Here is an 18,074-nt window from a genome sequence, read left to right on the forward strand (position 1 = left end):
CAATGGTTCAAAAAATTGAAGAATTGCGGCAGATCCGGAGCGGGGGCCGCTAGAGGTTCTGGCCCGGCACCTTGCGCTCGATCTTGACGTTCAGGCGGTTTCCCAGGTAGTCGGCGGCCGAAGCGACGAGTTGCTCCAGGGCCCGGCGTTCTTTATCGAGCGGCGACTCCGTCTCGTTCAGGACACGTCGGATATCCCTGGGGGCGGACGCCAGCTGCCGGAAGGCCGCCCGGGCAGCCTCGGGGTTCCGAGCGGGACCCCCGGGCTCCCTGCGAGCCACTAGGAAGACGACGATCCCGGCCGCGACAAGGACCAGGGCGGCCGCCGCGGCCGGCAGCGGGCGAAGGAAGCGGAAGCGACGCGCCCGGTCCTCTCCCGATCCGCCGGCCCGGCGCCCCGGCCCGGCCGGTTCCAGGTCGAGGGCGCGGCCCGCGGGGAATTCCGGGGCTTCAGCCAGCCAGGCGGCCCGCTCCGTGCGGAGCCGCGAAGCAAGCGACGCGGACCGCCGGGCGAATTCGCCGCAGGCGGCGCAGCCGCGGACATGGCTCGCGACCCAGCGAGGCGGCTTTTTCCCGGTGTCCTCCGCCCTCGAGATCATCCAGCGGCTGAGCGCGCATACCATCGCCCTTCTCCTTTCCCTCAACTCCGGGCCGCCGCGCGCGGCGCCCCGGTCCTCGGCCGCGCGGCCGCGCCCGCTTCCGGTCCGAGACGGCCGGCCAGGGACGTCCGGGCCCGGTGCAGGAGCACACGGACGGCCAGCGGAGACCGGCCGATCACGGCCGCGATTTCGGCGATGCTCATGTCCTCGCCGTAGCGCAGCCACAGCGCCCGGAAGCGGTCCCCGCCGAGGGCCCGGGCCGCGTCCCAGGCGCCCGAGGCCCCCGCCGCGCCGCCCGCGTCTTCTGTCTTCGCGGCCTGGTCGGCGGCGTCCTCGATCCTCGCCCCGGCCAGCCGCCCGCGCGCCGCCGCTTTCTTACGATAGGCGTCGATGGCCAGCCGGCCGGCCGAGGTGTAGAGCCAGGTCGAGAACCGGAAGGCCGGGTCGTACGCGGCGATGTTCCGGTAGAGCTTGAGGAACGTGTCCTGGACCAGGTCCTCGGCGTCCTCGTCGCTCCCGGCCCGGGCGCGCACATAGACGAAGAGCCGGCGCCTGTAGCGGCAGGCCAGCTCCTCGAAAGACCGGCGCGAGCCAGCCCGCGCCTCGCGGCCCAGCTCTTCGTCGGTCTTCCCGCTTATCGGATCGTAATCGGCCATGCTCTCCACGGGGCCCCGGCCGTCCGGGGCCCGCTCATCCCTCGTTCAGGGCTCAGTCGAGGAAGCCGTGGAGGCCGTGTCCCTTCGAAAGAAGGTCCGCGATCTCCCGCGACGGCCGCTCGAACTCGATCTTGAAGACCTTGCCGTTCACGTCGAACCTGATCCCCTCGAGGAGCGAGGCGATCTTCGCCGCGCTCTCCTGATCCTCGCTCAGCCTGGCCATGGCCATCAGTCCCTGGGCCACGTCGGCCATGTTCCTGGCGCTCTCGGGCGAGTCGGCCGTGACCTGGAGCCGGACCTGGAGGATGTCCTTCTTCTCCTGGGCCAGGAAGAACAGGCCCGTGGCCTTCTCCAGGACCTTGGACCGGCCGATCTCCCGGCCCAGCCCGCCGAGGTCCGGCAGCACGCCGCTGACGAAGGCCGTCGCGGGGACATCCTTGAGCGCCGCGCTCAAGGCGGTCCCGGCGTAATTCTTGGCCTTGCCGGAGGCCGCGTCGAGCGCCTTCTCGAGGCCCTCGGCGCTCTCGGAGAGCACGACGAGCCCGTCGTTGACGAAGGCGCCGAACCTGTCATGGCCGGCCGAGTAGATCGTGAAGGACCCGTAGGCGGTCTCCTTGTTATTCGTGTCCGCCGCGATCATGGCCAGGATCCTCTTTTTATCGAACTTCCCGGCGACCGCGACGACGGTGGCCCCGTTCTTCCCAGAGGCCTGGGGCAGCTCGATCCCGAAAAGGGTCACCCCGGTGACATCCTTGGTCAGGTCCATCTGGAGCCAGTCATTGACCTTCCGGCTCTTGACCTCGAAGGCGCCGCTCTTCTCGAGGCAGCCGTAGAGGCTGGTGGCGACGAACTTCTGCATGTCCAGGTGGACGACCCACTTGGCGCCCTCGGGGACGACCGACGCGGGGACGGTCCCGGGGAAGGCCGGGACAACAAAGAACAGGGCGATGGCAAGCAGGGCCGCGATCAGCGAAGCCATTTTCTTCATCGTTCTTGCTCCTCTCTGAATGATCTGTCCGCCCTGTGATACGCGCCGGGCGCCCGGTTGTTTCACTTCCCGCCGCTAAAGATCGAAGCGGCGAGGATCATCGCCCGTCAAACCGCGCGGGCTTTGCGCACGGCGGCCTGCCAGCCCGCGTAGAGCTTATCGGCCTGGGCGCGGGTCATGGCCGGGATGAACTTGCGCTCGTCGACGGCCAGGCGCTCGATGGCCGCGGTCGAGTCCCATAGCCCGGCGCCCAGCCCCGCCAGCCAGGCGGCTCCGAGCGAGGTCGTTTCCACGGCCTTGGGCCGGACGACCGGGAGGCCGAGGACGTCGGCCTGGAACCGGCAGAGGAAGTCGTTGGCCGAGGCGCCGCCGTCCACCCGAAGCTCGCGCACCCGCAGCCCAGATTCCTTGCGCATGGTCTCCAGGACATCCCGGGTCGAGTAAGCCATGGCTTCGAGGGCCGCCCGGACGAGATGATCGCGGTTGGCGCCGCGCGTCAGCCCGACGATCGTGCCCCGGGCCTCGGAGTCCCAGTAGGGCGCGCCGAGCCCGACGAAGGCCGGGACGAAGTAAACGCCCGCGCTGTCCGCGACCGACGCGGCGGCGGCCTCCGACTCGGCCGCCGTGCCGATCAGGCCGAGCTGGTCGCGCAGCCACTGGACGGCCGCCCCGGCCACGAACACCGATCCCTCGAGGGCGTAGGCGGCCTTGCCGCCGGGGCCGCAGGCGACGGTCGTGATCAGGCCGTGCTTGGACTCGACGGCCTCCCGCCCGGTGTTGAGCAGGATGAAAGAGCCGGTGCCGTAGGTGTTCTTGATCGCGCCCGGCCGGAATCCGGCCTGGCCGAAAAGGGCCGCCTGCTGGTCGCCGGCGATGCCCATGACCGGGATGCCCGCCGGGAGACGGCCCAGGCGGACCGTTCGTCCGAACTCGCCCGACGACGGAAGGACGCGCGGCAGGAGGGCGGCCGGGACGCCGAAGAGATCTAGCAGGTCCGCGTCCCAGTCGAGCCGGCGGATGTTGAAGAGCATGGTCCGCGAGGCGTTGGTCGGGTCGGTGGCGTGGCTGGCCCCGCCGGTCAGCTTCCACAGGGTCCAGGAGTCCGTGGTGCCGAAGGCCAGCCGTCCCCGCCGGGCCCGCTCGCGAAGGCCGCCGCGGTCGAGGATCCACTCCGCCTTGGTCGCCGAGAAGTAGGCGTCGATCGGCAGGCCGGTCCTTTTCCGGATGAGCCGGCTCATCCCCGGCCTGGCAGCCAGCTCGCGGCAGCGGCCGGCGGTCCGGCGGCACTGCCAGACGATGGCCTTGGCCACGGGCCGCCCCGACCGCCGGTCCCAGACGACGGTCGTCTCGCGCTGGTTGGTGACGCCCACCGCGGCGATCGAACGTCCGGGAACGCTTTCGAGAACCCTCTGGACCGTCCGGAAGACGCTCCGCCAGATCTCCTCCGGGTCGTGCTCGACCCAGCCGGGCTTGGGAAAATACTGCGGGAACTCCTCGTAGGCCGAGGCGACGGCCCGGCCGCGCTTGTCGAAGACGATGGCCCGGCTGCCGGTCGTGCCCTGATCGATGGCCAGGACGTGGCTCATGTCAGGCCCTCGTCCCGGTCCAATCTAGGATGTCGGCAAAGACCTTGTCGCGGCCGAGGTCGATGTAGAGCGCGTGGAACATGTCCGGATACTCGATGAGCGTCTTGTCGGCCGCGGCCAGCCGGGCGAAGATGCGGCGGGCGGCCCTCTCGTCGACGAGACGATCGACGCCGGGGACGAGGAAGAGCGCCGGCGCCGCGAACGTCCGGGCCAGGCGCCCCGCCCGGGCCTGGACTGGAAGGAAGCCGCGCATGAGCCCGAGGCTGGCGACCCGCAGCTCGTCCGGGCTTTCGTTCATGACCGCCGCATAATCCGGATCGCGCGTCGCCATCTCCGAGGTGAACGGCAGATCGACCATGGATTTCGGATGGAACGGCGTGACCAGGGCGACCTTGACATAAGCGCCCGGGGGGAACTTCATCCCGTTCTTGAAGGCCGGCGCCATGAGGACCGCGCCGGCGAACAGGCCGGGCCGGCGGCCGGCCAGGTCGTAGGCGATGAGTCCGCCCATGCTCTCGCCGGCGAGGAAGACCTTTTTCCCCGGAAAGTCCCGCCCGATCGCCTCCCTCAGGGCCAGGAGGTCCCGGTGCCAGACCTCGAAGGAAGCGACGTGGCCGCGCGGCCGCTCGGGCGTCCGGCCGAAGCCGCGGAGTTCTATGGCGTACGAAGCATAGCCGCGCCCGGCCGCGGCGCGGGCGAAAAAATCCCAGCGGCCCGAGTGGGCGCCCAGCCCGTGGACAAGGAGAAAGACGGCCTTGGGCGGGACCGGGCCGGCAACTGCGGACGGCGATGGCTCGGCATCCCAGCGGCGGAACAGGAGATCGGTCCCTTGGAGGCCGCTCATGGCCGGATTATAGCAAAGCCCCGCCCGGCGTGTCTTGCGCCGCCCGGTGCTTCTTTGTTATGATAAGGCCGTAAATCCGGAACAAGGAGGTCTGGTGGGTAGAGGAAACAGAGCTTTCAAGAGCGAAAAACGGTCCAAAGAGCTGAGAAGACTGAAGAAACAGGAAGAGAAGCGGTTGCGGCGCCTGGGCAAGATCGCCAATCCCGAGGGTGAGCCCGAGGTCTTTTCGCCCGACGAGGCGCCGGCCGCCCCGCCCAATCCGGACGCCCCCGAGCCCGAGCGGGAAGAGTCCTGAGGCCGTCCGCGAACGGCATTTTCTCCTTTCATTCCGGCCGGGATCCCCGAGGGGGACGCCACCCGCGGCCGGATCGAACCCGGAAGGGTCCAATGAAGCCCAACGCTCGTTCCGGCGGACGGGTCTGTCCGGCGATCGTGTCGATGCTCGCCGCCGCGGCGGCCGTCGCCGCGGCAGGGGGCGCGGCAGGCCGCGAACGGATCCTGTTCAAGGCCCTGCCTCCGGCCGACCCGGCCAGGCGGATCATCCAGGCCGTTCTCGACTCGAGGTTCTACTCCATGCGCGACGGTTTCCCCGCGGCGGCATGGAGGGACCTCGGCTTCGGCGGCGCGTGGGAGCGGGCCCGGCGCTATTTCCCGGCCAGCGCCTATCTCGTCCGGCCGGGCTCCTACTTCATGACCCACGGCTTCGACGCTGATGGCCGGCTGTTCATGGAGATCCACGAATCGGCCTACCTGGCCCTCTGCGTCGAGAACTTGCGGACGTTCACGCCGGCCGCGATCGTCGGGGATTACGGCCGCATGCTGGCCGCGGCGAACGGCCGCGAAGCCGCGGCCTTCCGGGAGAAGCTGGGCCGGCTCGAGGCCTTTTTCCGGGACGAACCGGCTCATCGAGCGCTCCGAAAGACCCTGGGCGAGGATCTCTATCTGCGGCTGCTCAGGGAGCTGCGCGAGGAGGATTACCACATGCTCGCCGGCGGACTGATGCATGAGGGCATGCACGCCGGGCTGGACGACGCCGTGGTCGGCCGGCTCCAGGCCGGGTTCAGCGCCGGCCGCGGAACCGTCGAGTGGGACGAGCTGAGAGCCTTCATGGCCGAGATCGCCTGCCACCGGCCCTTCTGCGCCTGGGCCGCGGGCGATATCGCCGGCGCGTGGCGGCGGATCGAAGACCGGCTCGGCGAGCTCGAAGGCCTGCGGAAGAGACGGGGCCTGCCGGCGGGAGCCGGGCTGGCCCGTTTCGAGAAGGCCAGGGCCGGCGCCTGGACCGGGGCCGCCCTGATCCGGCTCCGGATGCGCGAGATCTGGCAGTCCGCCGGGCGCGGCCGGGACCTGGCCGCCGCGTTCCAAAAGGACTACGTCCAGGGGGACATTCCCGCCGATATCGGGAACCTCCTGGCCAAGCTCGACCGCGACGCGGCCGGCTTCGCGGCCTCGGCCGGCGAAGCCATCCGGGCGACCGAGGTCGCGGTCCGTTCGCTCGAGGAGGTCCTGGATGCCTGGGGAGCCTGGGCCTCCGGACGCCGCCCTTATCCTCCCCCGGTCACGGACTCCCAGGCCGTTCTCAAACAGGTCAGCGAGATACGCTGGCCGGAACCCGATGCCGGCGCGGCGGCCGCCCTCATGAAACGGGCCGGAGAAGAGCTGTCTAGGGAGAAGGCGTCCTGGTCAGGAGGCCTTCGACTCCCCACTTTCTCTCCGCGGCCAGGAAGCGGACGGGCTTCTTCGGCGGCACGAACGACATGGCCCGCTCGGCGAAGGCCGTGATCGACAGGGCCGGATTGACGCCCAGGTTCTCCGGGATCTGGGAGCCGTCACAGACGATCATCCCGGCATAGCCTTTGACCCGGTTGCGCTCGTCGATGACGCCCTCCTCCGGGGTCGGGCCGAACGAGCAGCCGCCCAGGATGTGGGCCGTGATGGGCGCGCCCACCGTGACCTCGGTGATGACGTTGGCCGGGACCGCGTCCATCCGCCTGGCCATCCGCCGCCCGAAATCGTTGCCGGCCGGGAGCCAGGTCGGGTTCCGGCGGTCCGTGCCGGGTTCGGAGACGAGGACCGCTTCTAACGGGGCATACCAGCGCCGGCGCCGCTTCAAATGGAAATAATTGTCGACCGTCTGCATGCCCAGCAGGATGATCGTCTGCCGGGCCCAGCCGGGCGGCCGGCGCAGGCGCAGATGGCGCAGGGGATGACGCAGCTCGTTGGCCAGCCAGCGCAGGACCCGGGGCGTCCTTTTGCCGCCGTCCGTCAGGGCGGCGACAAGCGCGCACATGACGTCATGTCCTTTCCCGAAGCGCACCGGTTCGAGGTGCGTGTCGGCGTCCGGGTGGACGCTCGAGGTGATGGCCACGCCCCGGCTGAAGTCGGCGTCCCTGGCCAGCGAGCGCACGCCGAGCATGGTCTCGCTGTTCGTCCGGGCGTACTTGCCGAGAGGCGCCGGCAGGTTCGGCAGCCGGCCCTTGCGCTTCATGTCGAGCAGCAGCGTGTTCGTGCCCAGGGCGCCGGCGGCGACGACCAGCGATTTGACTCGGAAGGTCAGGCCGCGCCTTCCCCGCAACAGGCCGGTGGTCTTCCGCGTCCGGACACGATACCCGTCGCTCCCGTCGGCGGAGAGCGGCTCGATATCGACGACCTTGTTCTCGGAGAAGACCCGGGCCCCGAACTTCTCGGCGAAGTAGAGATAGTTCTTGTCCAGGCTGTTCTTGGCGTCCTTGCGGCAGCCGGTCATGCACTCGCCGCAGAGCTCGCAGCCGATGCGGTCGGGCCCTTCGCCCTCGAAATAGGGGTCCGCCGCCGGCTCCCCTTCATGGCCGAAATAAACGGCCACGTCGGTCAGCCGGTAGGTGGCCTCGCGGCCGATCTCGGCCGCCGTCTCCTTCATCAGGACGTCCTGGGCCGTCTCGACCGGGTTGCGGACGATACCGAGCATGCGGCCGGCCAGGTCGTAGTAAGGCAGGAGTCCGGCCTTGCCGCCGAGCCGGCGGACGCTGGGGCGCTCGAAGAAGACGTCGGGCGGGACGTAGAGCGTGTTGGCGTAGTTGAGGCTGCCGCCGCCGACGCCGGCCCCGGCCAGGATGAAGGCCCCGTTGAGGAGGCGCAGACGCCAGGTGCCGTAGAGGCCGAGGCCGGGCATCCAGAGGAACTTGCGCAGGTTCCAGTTGCGGCGCGGGAACTGGTCGGCGTGCCAGCGCCGGCCGGCTTCGACGACGCCGACCGAATAGCCCTTCTGGGCCAGGCGCATGGCCGCGACGGAGCCGCCGAATCCGGACCCGACGACCAGGCAATCGAAAACGAGCTCTTCGCTCTTCTTCATTTTCCCCGAATGCGCCCCACTTTACAGAAGACGGCCGGAGAGGTCAAGGACGCGCATTGGCGCTGAGCGCCTTCAGGGCTTCGCGTCTTTGGTCTCCGGCCGTCGGGCCCCGGCTCGATAGAGCGGGATCCTCTTGAACGGCGGTCCGGATCGCGGTTGAGCGATAAGCCTCTTGACAGCCCCGCGTCCGTATAATATATTCGTGTACGTACATGTTATATGAAAATCTATTCATAATTGAACGCAAAGGTATAGAATGAACAGAGACCTTCTAACCGTCCAGGACCTGGCCGACAAGGCCGGGGCCCCGGCCGAGCGTGTCGCGGAATGGACCAAGGTCAAGCTCCTCAAGCCCGACGGCTACGGCGAGAAGAAGTCCCCCCTGTTCTCCGTCTCGAGTCTCGAGCAGGTCGCCGTGGTCCAGCGGCTGGCCGATCTCGGCTACGGCACCGACGAGATCATCAAGATCGTCAAGAGGGTCGGCCTGCCCCGCGACCGGCGCGGCAAGAAAAGGGCCCGCGACAAGGGCTACTTGACCGTCGGCAACCTGGCCGAGCGCTCCGGCGTCAGCCCGCGGACGATCAAGCACTGGGAGGACAAGGGCATCATCGAGCCCGACATGCGGACCGAGGGCGGCTTCCGGCTCTACTCGGAATCGTACGTCATCCTCTGCCAGCTCATCCGCGACCTCCAGCTCTTCGGCTACTCGCTCGAGGAGGTCAAGGCCATCTCGGACGATGTCCGGACGCTCCTGGCCATCGAGGCCGAACTCGAAGCCTACCCCCAGGCCGAGGTCGAGAAGCGGCTGGCCGCGATGCTCGAGGCCATCCGGGGCCTCTCCGACAAGATGAAGCTTCTGGAGGAGGGCATCGAGCGCTGGCGCGACCTTCTCAAGAAGAAGAAAAAGGACATCGTCGCCCTCCAGGGCCGGAACCAGAAGCGCGGGAAAGCCGCCAAAGAAAATAAGGAGAAGAGCCATGCATAAGATCGTCCTCATCGAGCCGAAGGCCCCGAACCTGCACATCTTCTCCCAGTTCCCCCTGCCGCGGCTGGGGACCCTCATCCTCGGGACGATGATGAAGAAGCTCGGCTGGGAGGTCGAGGTCTTCGTCGAGGACTTCCGCAAGGTCGATTACGACGTCATCGCCGAGGCCGACCTCGTCGGCATCTCGACCATCACGTCCACGGCGCCACGGGCCTACGCCATCGCCGACCGGGTCCGGATCATGCGCATCCCGGTCATCATGGGCGGGCCCCACGTCACCTACCTGCCCGACGAGGCGATGCAGCACGCCGATTTCGTCGTCCGCGGCGAGGGCGAGGCGGCCCTGGCCGCCTTCATCGACGCCCGCGAGAAAGGGAGGGGCTACGCCGACGTACCCAGCCTCTCCTACCGGGACGCCTCCGGCGCCGTCATCCACAACCCCCTGGCGCCCCGGGCTTCGGACCTCGACCGCATCCCCTTCCCCGACTTCTCGCTCCTGCGGCCCGATGCGAAGGGCACGAAGCATATGTCCTCCATCCCGGTCATGACCTCGCGGGGCTGCCCTTTCGATTGCTCCTTCTGCTCGGTGACCGGCATGTTCGGGCGCAAGTACCGCTTCCGCTCGACCGCGAACATCATCGAGGAGCTGCGCCGCTATTCGGGCCGCAAGACCATGGTCTTCTTCTACGACGACAACTTCGCCGCCGACCCGGAACGGACCCGCGAGCTGTGCCAGGCCATGATACGGGAGGAGATCCGGATCCGGTGGACGACCCAGGTCCGGGCCGACGTCGCCCGCGACCCGGATCTCGTCCGCCTGATGAAGGAATCCGGCTGCCACACCGTCTACATCGGCTTCGAATCGGTCAACCCGGACGCGCTCCAGGAAATGCACAAGAAGCAGACCGTCGCGGAGATCGCCCGGGCCGTCCGGGTGTTCCGGCAGAACGGCATTCACATCCACGGCATGTTCGTCCTCGGCTTCGACCAGGACGACTGGAAGACAGTGCGCAAGACGGTCCGCTGGGCCAAGCGGGCCCGGCTGACCTCGACCCAGTTCCTCATCCTGACGCCGCTGCCCGGCTCGGCCTTTTACGACCGGATCGCCGCCGAGCACCGCATCACCTTCCACGACTGGGCCCTCTACGACGCCCACCACGCCGTGTTCCAGCCGGCCCGCTTCTCGCTGCCCGACCTCCAGAAGGCCCAGAGCTTCGCCCACCGCAAGTTCTATTCGCTCAAGGGTTCGGTCCGCAAGGTCCTGTCCGGCCAGTGGCTGGCCCTCGGGATCGCCCACTACGCCAGGCATCTCGACAGGGCCTGGAAGAAGAAGAACCGGACCTTCCTCCGGGCCGCCGCCCTCCTCAAGCCCCGGCCGGGCTCCCGGGCGAAAGTGTCGGTGGATTACCGGGAGGACGTCAGCCTCGAATAAGGGACGCTCCGAACCGTTTACATGCCCCTCCGTATCAACTAGAATATTCTGGAATTTTATCCCTATGGAGTCGCCCATGCCCAATGTCCTGACCGTCCGGGGACTGAAAAAGTCCTACGGCACCCAGCACGCCCTGGCCGGCATCGACTTCGATGTCCGCGTTGGCGAGGTCTTCGCCCTGATCGGCCCGAACGGGGCCGGCAAGACCACGACCCTCCGCATCGTCGCCACCCTGCTGACCTCGACCGCCGGCGAGATCTCCTTCCTCGATCACGACCTCGGCAAGGATCCCGATTTCGTCCGGGAGAAGATCAGCTACCTGCCGGAAGAAGCCGGCGCCTACAAGGACATGAAGGGCCTGGATTACCTTCATTTCATGGCCAACTTCTACGCCCGGACGCCGGAGGAGGAGAAGGAGTTCGTCCGCCGCGCCGTCGAGATCACCGAGCTCGGCGACCGCCTGTCGACCAAGGTCGGCACCTACAGCAAGGGCATGACCCGCAAGCTCCTCCTGGCCCGGGCCCTGATGACCAAGCCCGTGCTGGCCATCCTCGACGAGCCGACCTCGGGCCTCGACGTCCTCAACGCCCTGGAGGTCCGGGAGATCGTCCGCCGCTACGTCAAGGAGGGGACGTCGGTCCTGCTCTCTTCCCATAACATGCTCGAGATCGAGTTCCTGTCCGACCGGGTCGGGCTCATCAACAAGGGCCTGATCCTCGACACGGGCACGCCGGCCGAGCTCAAGGACAAGCACGCGGCCAAGAACCTCGAAGAGGTCTTCAGGAGTTCCCTCCGATGAAAAGATTCACCAACCTTTTAAAGAAAGAGATCAAGGAGCTGGCGACCAAGCAGCTGGTCGTCTCGCTCGTCTTCACCGTCGTCCTGTTCAACTTCATCGGACAGGTCAGCAGGAAGGAGGTCCAGAAGGCCGTCGGCATCCAGACCATCTCGGCCCTCGACCAGGACGGCACGCCCGCGTCGCAGGCCCTGATCAAGGGCCTCGAGTCGGCCCGCTTCAAGGTCCTTGACCAGTCGGGCAAGACCAAGGATCAGGCCCTCGAAACGGCCAGGGCCGGCGAGTCCAAGCTCCTCCTCGTCATCCCCAAGGGCTTCGGCGACTCCCTCCGGGAGCTCAAGCCCAGCGAGATCGAGACCTACTCCTTCATGCGCAGCTTCTCGCTCATCGGGGCCCGGGGCCAGGTCGTCGTCCAGGGCGTCATCGCCGCCCTCAACGAGGCCGTGTCCAACGAGTTCCTGGCCCAGCGGCTGCCCGGCCTCGACCCGGCCAGCCTCAAAAAGCCCATCCGGAGCCGGGACTTCGTCGTCGTCAGGGACCGCGTGGCCGAAGGCTCGGCCAACATGGTCGCCGGCCTGATCTCCCAGCAGTCCATGCTCATCCCCATCGTCCTGATGATGATCGTCATCTATTCCTCGCAGATGGTCATCTCGGCCGTGGCCCTGGAGAAGCAGAACAAGACCCTGGAGACGCTCCTGACCGTGCCCATCAAGCGGACTTCGATCATCACCGCCAAGATGCTGGCGGCCGGGCTCGTCGGCCTCATTTCGGCCGGCGTCTACATGTTCGGCTTCCAGGGCTTCGTCGGCGGCATCGGTGAAGAAGCGGCCCGGGCGGGCGCCCAGGACGGCGGGGCGGCGCTGATGCAGAAGCTCGGCCTGACCTTCAGCACGGGCGGCTACGCCATCCTCGGCCTGTCCATCTTCCTGGCCATCCTGGTGGCCCTCGCGGCGGCCATGATCCTCGGCGTCCTGGCCGAGGACCTTCGCAGCGCCCAGAGCATGATGATGCCGCTCATGTTCATGGTCATGATCCCCTACTTCATCTCGCTGTTCGCCGACCTGAACACGATGTCGCTGCCGCTCAAGGTCTTCGTCCTGGCCATCCCGTTCACGCACCCCTTCCTGGTCTCGCAGAACCTCTACCTCGGCAACTACGGCCTGATCGCCGCCGGGCTCGGCTATATGCTCCTCGTGTTCGTGGTCCTGGTGATCTACGCGGCCAGGATCTTCTCGACGGACAAGATCCTGACCATGAAGCTGCGCTTCGGCAAGAAGAAAGCGGCCGCCGCCTGAGGGCCGTGACGACCGATCCGGCCAGGCAGGTCCGGTCACCGATCGCCTTCGCGGTCGGGGCCCGGACCCTGTCCAATACCGCCTACCGGATGGTCTACCCGTTCCTGCCGGTCTTTGCCCGCGCCTTCGGGGTCGACCTGGCGACCATGTCGATCGCCCTGTCGGCCCGCTCCGCCTCGGGCGCGCTGGGCCCCCTCCTCGCCCCATTCACGGACCGGCACGGGCGGCGGTTCGGCCTGACCCTCGGGCTGGGCCTGTTCGCGGCCGGGGCGTTCCTGGGCGCCGTCGGCCCGGGCCTTCCGGGCTTCGCCGCCGCCCTCGTCCTGATGACCGTCGGCAAGTACGTCATCGACCCGGCCATCCTGGCCCACCTGAGCGACCTCGTGCCCTACGGTCGGCGCGGCCGGGCCCTGGCCCTGACCGAGCTCAGCTGGTCCCTGGCCTTCATCGCCGGCGTGCCGGCCGCCGGCTTCCTCATCGGCCGCTTCGGCTGGCGGTCGCCCTTTCTTGCCCTGGCCGTCCTGGGCCTGGCCGGGCTCGTCGTCGTCCGGATCGGCGCGGGGATGCCGGCAGCGGGGGCGGCCGGCGCCGCGGGCCATCGCGAAAGCTTCAGGTCCGTGTTCCGGTCGGGCCCGGCCCTCGCGGGGATCGCCGCCATACTGGCCGTCAGCGTCTCGAACGAGCTGGTCAACTTCGTCTTCGGCGCCTGGCTCGAGGACTCCTTCGGGCTCAAGCTGGCCGGCCTCGGGGCCGCGGCGGCGGCCATCGGCCTGGCCGAGTTCGGCGGCGAAAGCCTGGTCGCGGCCTCGATCGACCGGATCGGCAAGATGAAGGCCCTGATGACCGGCCTGGCCGCCAACGCCGTCGCGGCCGCCGTCTTGCCCCTGGCCGGCCGCACGGCCGCCCTGGCGCTCATCGGCCTGGCCCTCTTCTACCTGACCTTCGAGTACACGGTCGTCAGCATGCTTCCGGTCATGAGCGAGATCCTGCCCCAGGCTCGGGCGACGCTTCTGGCCTTCTACGCCGCGTCGTTCTCGGTCGGCCGGGCCATCGGGTCGCTGGCCTCCCCCCGGCTCTACGGCCTGGGGTTCCCGGCCGTGGCCCTGGCCGCGGCCGGCCTCAACGCCGTCGCCTTCCTGTTCCTGGTCCGCCTGCGCCGCCTGACCGTCGGCAGGCATTGACAAGGGCTCTCCGTTCCTGCCAAGATAGGCCCGAAAGGGAGGGGTCATGCACATCCTGTGGACCATTGTTCTGGGGTTGCTGGCCGGCATCATCGCCAAGCTCATCTATCCCGGCAAGGAGAACATGAGCTGGCTCTGGACGATCGTCCTGGGCATCGCCGGTTCGTTCGTCGCCACCTATCTCGGCAAGCTCGTCGGCATCTACAAGCCCGGCGAGACGGCCGGCTTCATCGGCGCCATCGTCGGCGCGCTGATCCTGCTCTTCATCTACGGCCTGATCAAGAAAAAGGCCTGAGGGCCGCTCCACCAAAGGCAAGGCTGGAGCCAATGGGGAAACGAAGTCGGTTGTAGCGCCGCAAGAGCATTTCCCGGCTATCAAGGCGGAGATTTGGAAGCTAAAAAACAACTAAGCCTTCTTGAAAAGCAATCGCGTTTTGTTATCAGGCATTAATCGCCCCGCCCTTGGGATCGCCGGGCCATGGATAGCTTATGTGCCCCGTCTCCTATGCGTGCGGCTATTGCGGACAACCGGCGCATTCGAACTCTGAGCTCTAGGCCCGCGTCGACCTGCCGCCATGCCGGCGGATGAGGAGCCAAACGGCCAGCAGAAGCAGCAGCCCGAGGACGATGGGCGCCACGACCGCGACGACGGCCGTCACGCCGGAGACGGCATCCTCGGCCAGGCTGACGACGGGGTTCCCCATTCCCGCGGTATGCGCCGTCACGACCGGACGGGCCGCCGCCTTGGCCGTGTGGATGCCTCCCGCGATGAGCAGGCCGCAGATCATGGCCAGCACCGGGCTGACGTTGCTGATGACGTTGCCGCTCGCGGCGAAGAGGATAGCCCCGGCCGCCGGCCGGAAGATCGTCTGTATCACGTCGTTGACCGTGTCGACGGCCGGGATCTTGTCGACGGTGATCTCGATCGCGAGCAGGACGCCGATGACGACGAGCACGACGGGATGCGTCAGCGCGCTCCACGGCGGCCGGAGGGCGATGAGATGGGTGTAGCGGGCCAGCAGGCCGACGATGAGCAGCGGCAGATAGGCGTTCAGGCCGGTCGCCGCGGCCAGCCCGAAGGCGCCGAGCAATCCCAGCATGCCGATCCTCCCCGACCGGATTCTAGTTCCGGCCGTGAACGCCTGTCAATCTCGCGACGGGAGGCTCCGGAGCACGCCGACGGGGCCCAGGAGGCCCGAGGGCAGGAGCGGCGAATCCTTCGCATAATGTTTCCAGGTCGAGAAGGCGAGGCGGCCGGAGGACGGGCGCCGTTCGCCATTGAGGATCCAATCCGGCCAGCGGACGAGGTTTCCGTCCGGGCCATACTCGGCGTCGGCCGGTTCGCGCTCGTCCCCGATGAGCCGGTTGGGCCAGAGGTTGGCGACCCGGACCTCCAGGCGGTTGCCTTTCGGCCTAACCGCGGCCGTGATCTCGACGCGCCAGGGATCGCACCAGACGACGCCGAGGTCGCGGCCGTTGAGCCGGACCGAGGCGATGTTCCTGACCGTGCCGAGATCGAGCCAGAGCCGGGCTCCCTCGCCCGAAGAGTCCGTCGCGGCCGCCGCGAGATCGAACGTCCTGGCGTAGACTGCCTGCCCCGAATAGTACTTGATGCCGTCCTCCGGCCTCCGGCTCCAGTCGGCGAGCTGGTCGAAAACGACGCGGGACGGCCCGCCCCGGGTCGGATCGAAAGCGACGTCCCAGGGGCCATCGAGCGAGACGAGTTTCTCGAGCGCGGGGAAGTTCTCCGGCGCCGCCGGGCCAGCTGCGGAAGCGGCGGGCGGATCCGCCAAGACGCCCGGGACCGACGCCGCCCGATCGCGGAACACGATGAAGAAGGATTGGCGCGGCTCGAACCTCAAGGGGACGGATGTCGATCCGCCAGCAGCCTCGTACCGGGCCAGATCGCGGGTCGTCCCGTCGATGGGGTCCAAGAGATCGGGCCGCTTGCCGCTCGTCCGGAACCGGGCCGTCGTTTCGACCGGCGCGGCATCGGGATTGGCCACGAAATAGATGTCCGTGCCGCCGTCCCGGCGGTGGATCCAGCGCAGGGGGATGTCCGAGGCGAAGTCCGGCGCGACACGCATCCTCTCGAGCGCCGACATAACGACCGCGAAATCGCCGTACTGGGCGGGTTCGTCGAGGGGCGGCCGGCCGACGTTCCAGGTTGTCCCGGGCGAAGAAAGGGGTTCAGCCGGGCATGTTCCCGCCTGGCCCCTGACCCAGACGACGCGGCCCCGGCCGAAGGCATGCTCCGTGACTTTCTCCCCGTCGCAATCGCCCCAGACCTCGACGGCCAGACGCTCGACCTCGGCGTCGCAGGCCGGGTATCCGGCCAGCGACGGCGACCTCCGCGGCGGCGGCCCGATGACCGTGGCGCCGGCGGCGACCAGGCCGCGGACCTTCCGGAGCAGGACGGGCGTCATCGTCTCGCGCTCGGGCAGCACGAGGACGCGATAGCTCATGCCGTCCGGGAAAACGATCCGTCCGTCCTTGACGGAGGCGGAGGTCATGAACGTATCCGGCGGGCAGCCGTCGAAGGCCGGCCCGGCCGGTCCCGGAGGATCGCCCCGGAGCGCCGAGGCCGGCGGCCGGAAAGCGTGCGGCGCGCCCTCGGCGACGAGGAAGCAGACGTCGGCGACCGGCAGTCCCCGCCGCAGCATGAACTGGCAGCGGGCCAGGTAGCGGTGATAGGCCGGGACCATGTCCCACCAGGTCTGGGTCCGCTCCCAATGGACCCCGTATGGGCCCATGGTCAGGCCCGGCTTCGTCGCCAGCCCGGCCTGGTGCTGCGAGCGATGGAAGACGATCCGGTTGACGCCCGACGCGAAGGCCCAATCTCCCAGGGCCTTGATCGACGCCGGATGGGCCTGCCAGGCCTCCCGGTCGTCCGAGGTGAAGGACTCGGCGGCGACGATCGGCCGGCCGTTGGTGTAGGCGATGCCGGCGGCCTCGATGATGCTGTGGGCCGTGTGGAAGCCGGACAGCCAGAACTCGCCCATGGGCACGTCGGCGACGGCGCCCAGGGACATGTCGGAGCACGGCGTCATGTCATAGGGCTCGATCGACACGCTGAAGCCGTCCCGGCGGCCGAGGTCCTTGAGACGCCGGGCGTGGTTCTCGAGGACGAGCTCGTTGGCCGTCTGCCTCAGGTCCCAGAGGAAGCGCTCGGAGGTTTCCATGTCCTTGACCGGACGGCCGGTGACCGCCGGCAGGAAGGGCAGGAGATCGTAGCCGCGGCGCGCCAGGAATTCCTCGCGGAAGGCGGCGGTCCAGTTCTGCGCGCCCATCTCCCAGCTGTCGATGTGAAGCATCGTCCATCCGGCCCGGCCGTCCGTCCGGCGCGGTCCGACCTCGCGAAGCAGGGCCCCGACGAAGGCATCGTAATGGGCGTCGAAGGCGGCCGCGTCGAGCTTGTCGCACTCGAGGCCGAGGCCGGGCACGGGCGCGGGCCGGGTGTTGGCGCCCGTCGTCACCCGTCCGAAGCGCAGGATGGTCCAGCGGCCGGCCGGGACGTCCCAGACGATCCGGCCGTCGGCCGCGAGCTTGCCGGTCAGGTCCACGATCCGCGCCGGGTCGACGGCCGCGCCCGCCGGCAGGGCGGGGAACACGGCGGGCATGGGCAGGAAGGGTTTGACCCCCGGCTTCGAGGAATATGGTTCCCGGACGTAGAGGGCTTTCTCGTCGATGTCGGCGATGGCCGGCCCGGCCGACGGCGTGGGGAAGGCCAGGAGGGCGACGTCGCGGTAGAACCCGTCCATCGTTTTCTTCAGCTCCGCGGGCAGGGAGTCCTCGCCGAAGTAGGCCGGACGCCGCGACGGGCGGGGCAGGACCGCGTCGAAGCGGGACGGGCCGGAGGTCTCGACAGCGGCGGCGACGATGTGCTGCATGGACTGCTCGGGCTTGACCCAGGGCCCGCCGGAGCCCGTCCAGCCCGGACCGGCGTTGAGCGTCACCTCGAGGCCGAGCCGCTCGGCCTCCCTGACGACGTGCTTGAACAGGCCGCGCCAGGCCGGGCCCATGAACTCGACCGGGCCGCGCGGCACCCCGACGTTGACCTCGCAGATGACGACGCCGCCGAGGCCGGCGTCGCGCAGGGATTCGAGGTCGGCGGTGATGCCCTCCCGGCTCAGGTTGCCGTCCATCCACATCCAGTAGGCCCAGGGCCGGGCGGAATCTGGCGGCCGGGCGAAGCCGGCCGCGAGCGGATCGGACGAAGGCCGTTTCGACACCCTGGCTGCGGCCGGCTCGCGGACGCAGGCGGCGGCGAGGAGGAGGAAGACCAGCCCGGCCATGATCGGAATTCGGGGCGGAAGGCGGAACGGGCATCGGCGCGACATGGCACTCTCCTCTCGCCCCCCTTATATCACTCGCGCGCCGGT

Annotated in this window: 16 protein-coding genes; 8 read left to right on the forward strand and 8 right to left on the reverse strand. The window is 68.6% G+C overall.

Features of this window, described 5'->3' with window-relative positions; genetic code table 11:
- Positions 1-49 precede the first annotated feature (49 nt).
- The 5 genes from ABFD52_11845 to ABFD52_11865 form a co-directional block, all read right to left on the reverse strand.
- A complete protein-coding gene (locus tag ABFD52_11845; protein MEN6561457.1) occupies positions 50-622 on the reverse strand; it encodes a hypothetical protein in 573 nt (190 codons plus the stop codon).
- 17 nt (positions 623-639) lie between these two features.
- On the reverse strand, positions 640-1,254 hold the full coding sequence (locus tag ABFD52_11850) for a sigma-70 family RNA polymerase sigma factor (protein MEN6561458.1): 615 nt from the start codon (positions 1,252-1,254) through the stop codon (positions 640-642).
- A 52-nt stretch (positions 1,255-1,306) separates the two neighbouring features.
- Positions 1,307-2,242 carry a hypothetical protein gene (locus ABFD52_11855; GenBank protein MEN6561459.1) on the reverse strand — a complete coding sequence of 312 codons (936 nt, stop codon included), beginning with the start codon at positions 2,240-2,242 and terminating at the stop codon, positions 1,307-1,309.
- A gap of 107 nt (positions 2,243-2,349) precedes the next feature.
- On the reverse strand, positions 2,350-3,828 hold the full coding sequence (gene glpK, locus ABFD52_11860) for a glycerol kinase GlpK (protein MEN6561460.1): 1,479 nt from the start codon (positions 3,826-3,828) through the stop codon (positions 2,350-2,352).
- Position 3,829: 1 nt separating this feature from the next.
- The gene (locus ABFD52_11865; protein ID MEN6561461.1) at positions 3,830-4,672 is read right to left on the reverse strand and encodes an alpha/beta fold hydrolase; all 843 of its coding nucleotides are present in this window, start codon (positions 4,670-4,672) and stop codon (positions 3,830-3,832) included.
- A gap of 94 nt (positions 4,673-4,766) precedes the next feature.
- Between ABFD52_11865 and ABFD52_11870 the strand changes: the two genes are divergently transcribed.
- Both ABFD52_11870 and ABFD52_11875 read left to right on the forward strand, forming a co-directional pair.
- Positions 4,767-4,967: a hypothetical protein gene (locus tag ABFD52_11870; GenBank protein ID MEN6561462.1), complete on the forward strand. Its 201-nt coding sequence runs from the start codon at positions 4,767-4,769 to the stop codon at positions 4,965-4,967.
- Positions 4,968-5,059: 92 nt separating this feature from the next.
- On the forward strand, positions 5,060-6,454 hold the full coding sequence (locus tag ABFD52_11875; protein ID MEN6561463.1) for a hypothetical protein: 1,395 nt from the start codon (positions 5,060-5,062) through the stop codon (positions 6,452-6,454).
- On the opposite strand, the gene ABFD52_11880 is transcribed toward ABFD52_11875, so the two are convergent.
- Positions 6,336-8,003, reverse strand: coding sequence for a GMC family oxidoreductase (locus tag ABFD52_11880; protein ID MEN6561464.1), 1,668 nt, complete (start codon positions 8,001-8,003; stop codon positions 6,336-6,338). The two genes, ABFD52_11875 and ABFD52_11880, sit on opposite strands and share 119 nt — an antisense overlap.
- A 256-nt stretch (positions 8,004-8,259) precedes the next feature.
- On the opposite strand from ABFD52_11880, the gene ABFD52_11885 reads away from it, so the two are divergent.
- The 6 genes from ABFD52_11885 to ABFD52_11910 all read left to right on the forward strand — a co-directional run bounded on the left by ABFD52_11885 (position 8,260) and on the right by ABFD52_11910 (position 13,987).
- Positions 8,260-8,988: a MerR family transcriptional regulator gene (locus ABFD52_11885; protein MEN6561465.1), complete on the forward strand. Its 729-nt coding sequence runs from the start codon at positions 8,260-8,262 to the stop codon at positions 8,986-8,988.
- Positions 8,981-10,420, forward strand: a complete 1,440-nt coding sequence (locus tag ABFD52_11890) for a radical SAM protein (GenBank protein MEN6561466.1) — start codon at positions 8,981-8,983, stop codon at positions 10,418-10,420. Before ABFD52_11885 ends, ABFD52_11890 begins: the two co-directional genes overlap by 8 nt.
- A gap of 76 nt (positions 10,421-10,496) precedes the next feature.
- Entirely contained in the window at positions 10,497-11,219 is a 723-nt protein-coding gene (locus ABFD52_11895) for an ABC transporter ATP-binding protein (GenBank protein ID MEN6561467.1), read from the forward strand.
- Entirely contained in the window at positions 11,216-12,511 is a 1,296-nt protein-coding gene (locus ABFD52_11900) for an ABC transporter permease (GenBank protein MEN6561468.1), read from the forward strand. Before ABFD52_11895 ends, ABFD52_11900 begins: the two co-directional genes overlap by 4 nt.
- 5 nt (positions 12,512-12,516) lie before the next feature.
- Entirely contained in the window at positions 12,517-13,692 is a 1,176-nt protein-coding gene (locus tag ABFD52_11905; protein MEN6561469.1) for an MFS transporter, read from the forward strand.
- Between the two features lie 46 nt (positions 13,693-13,738).
- Positions 13,739-13,987, forward strand: coding sequence for a GlsB/YeaQ/YmgE family stress response membrane protein (locus tag ABFD52_11910; GenBank protein MEN6561470.1), 249 nt, complete (start codon positions 13,739-13,741; stop codon positions 13,985-13,987).
- 256 nt (positions 13,988-14,243) lie between these two features.
- Here the strand turns inward: ABFD52_11910 and ABFD52_11915 are convergent, their stop codons facing one another.
- Positions 14,244-14,792, reverse strand: a complete 549-nt coding sequence (locus ABFD52_11915; GenBank protein ID MEN6561471.1) for a DUF4126 domain-containing protein — start codon at positions 14,790-14,792, stop codon at positions 14,244-14,246.
- Positions 14,793-14,837: 45 nt separating this feature from the next.
- On the reverse strand, positions 14,838-18,032 hold the full coding sequence (locus tag ABFD52_11920; GenBank protein MEN6561472.1) for a glycosyl hydrolase: 3,195 nt from the start codon (positions 18,030-18,032) through the stop codon (positions 14,838-14,840).
- Positions 18,033-18,074 lie beyond the last annotated feature (42 nt).

Source organism: Acidobacteriota bacterium, from assembly GCA_039683095.1.
GTDB lineage: Bacteria > Acidobacteriota > Aminicenantia > Aminicenantales > Saccharicenantaceae > RBG-16-66-30.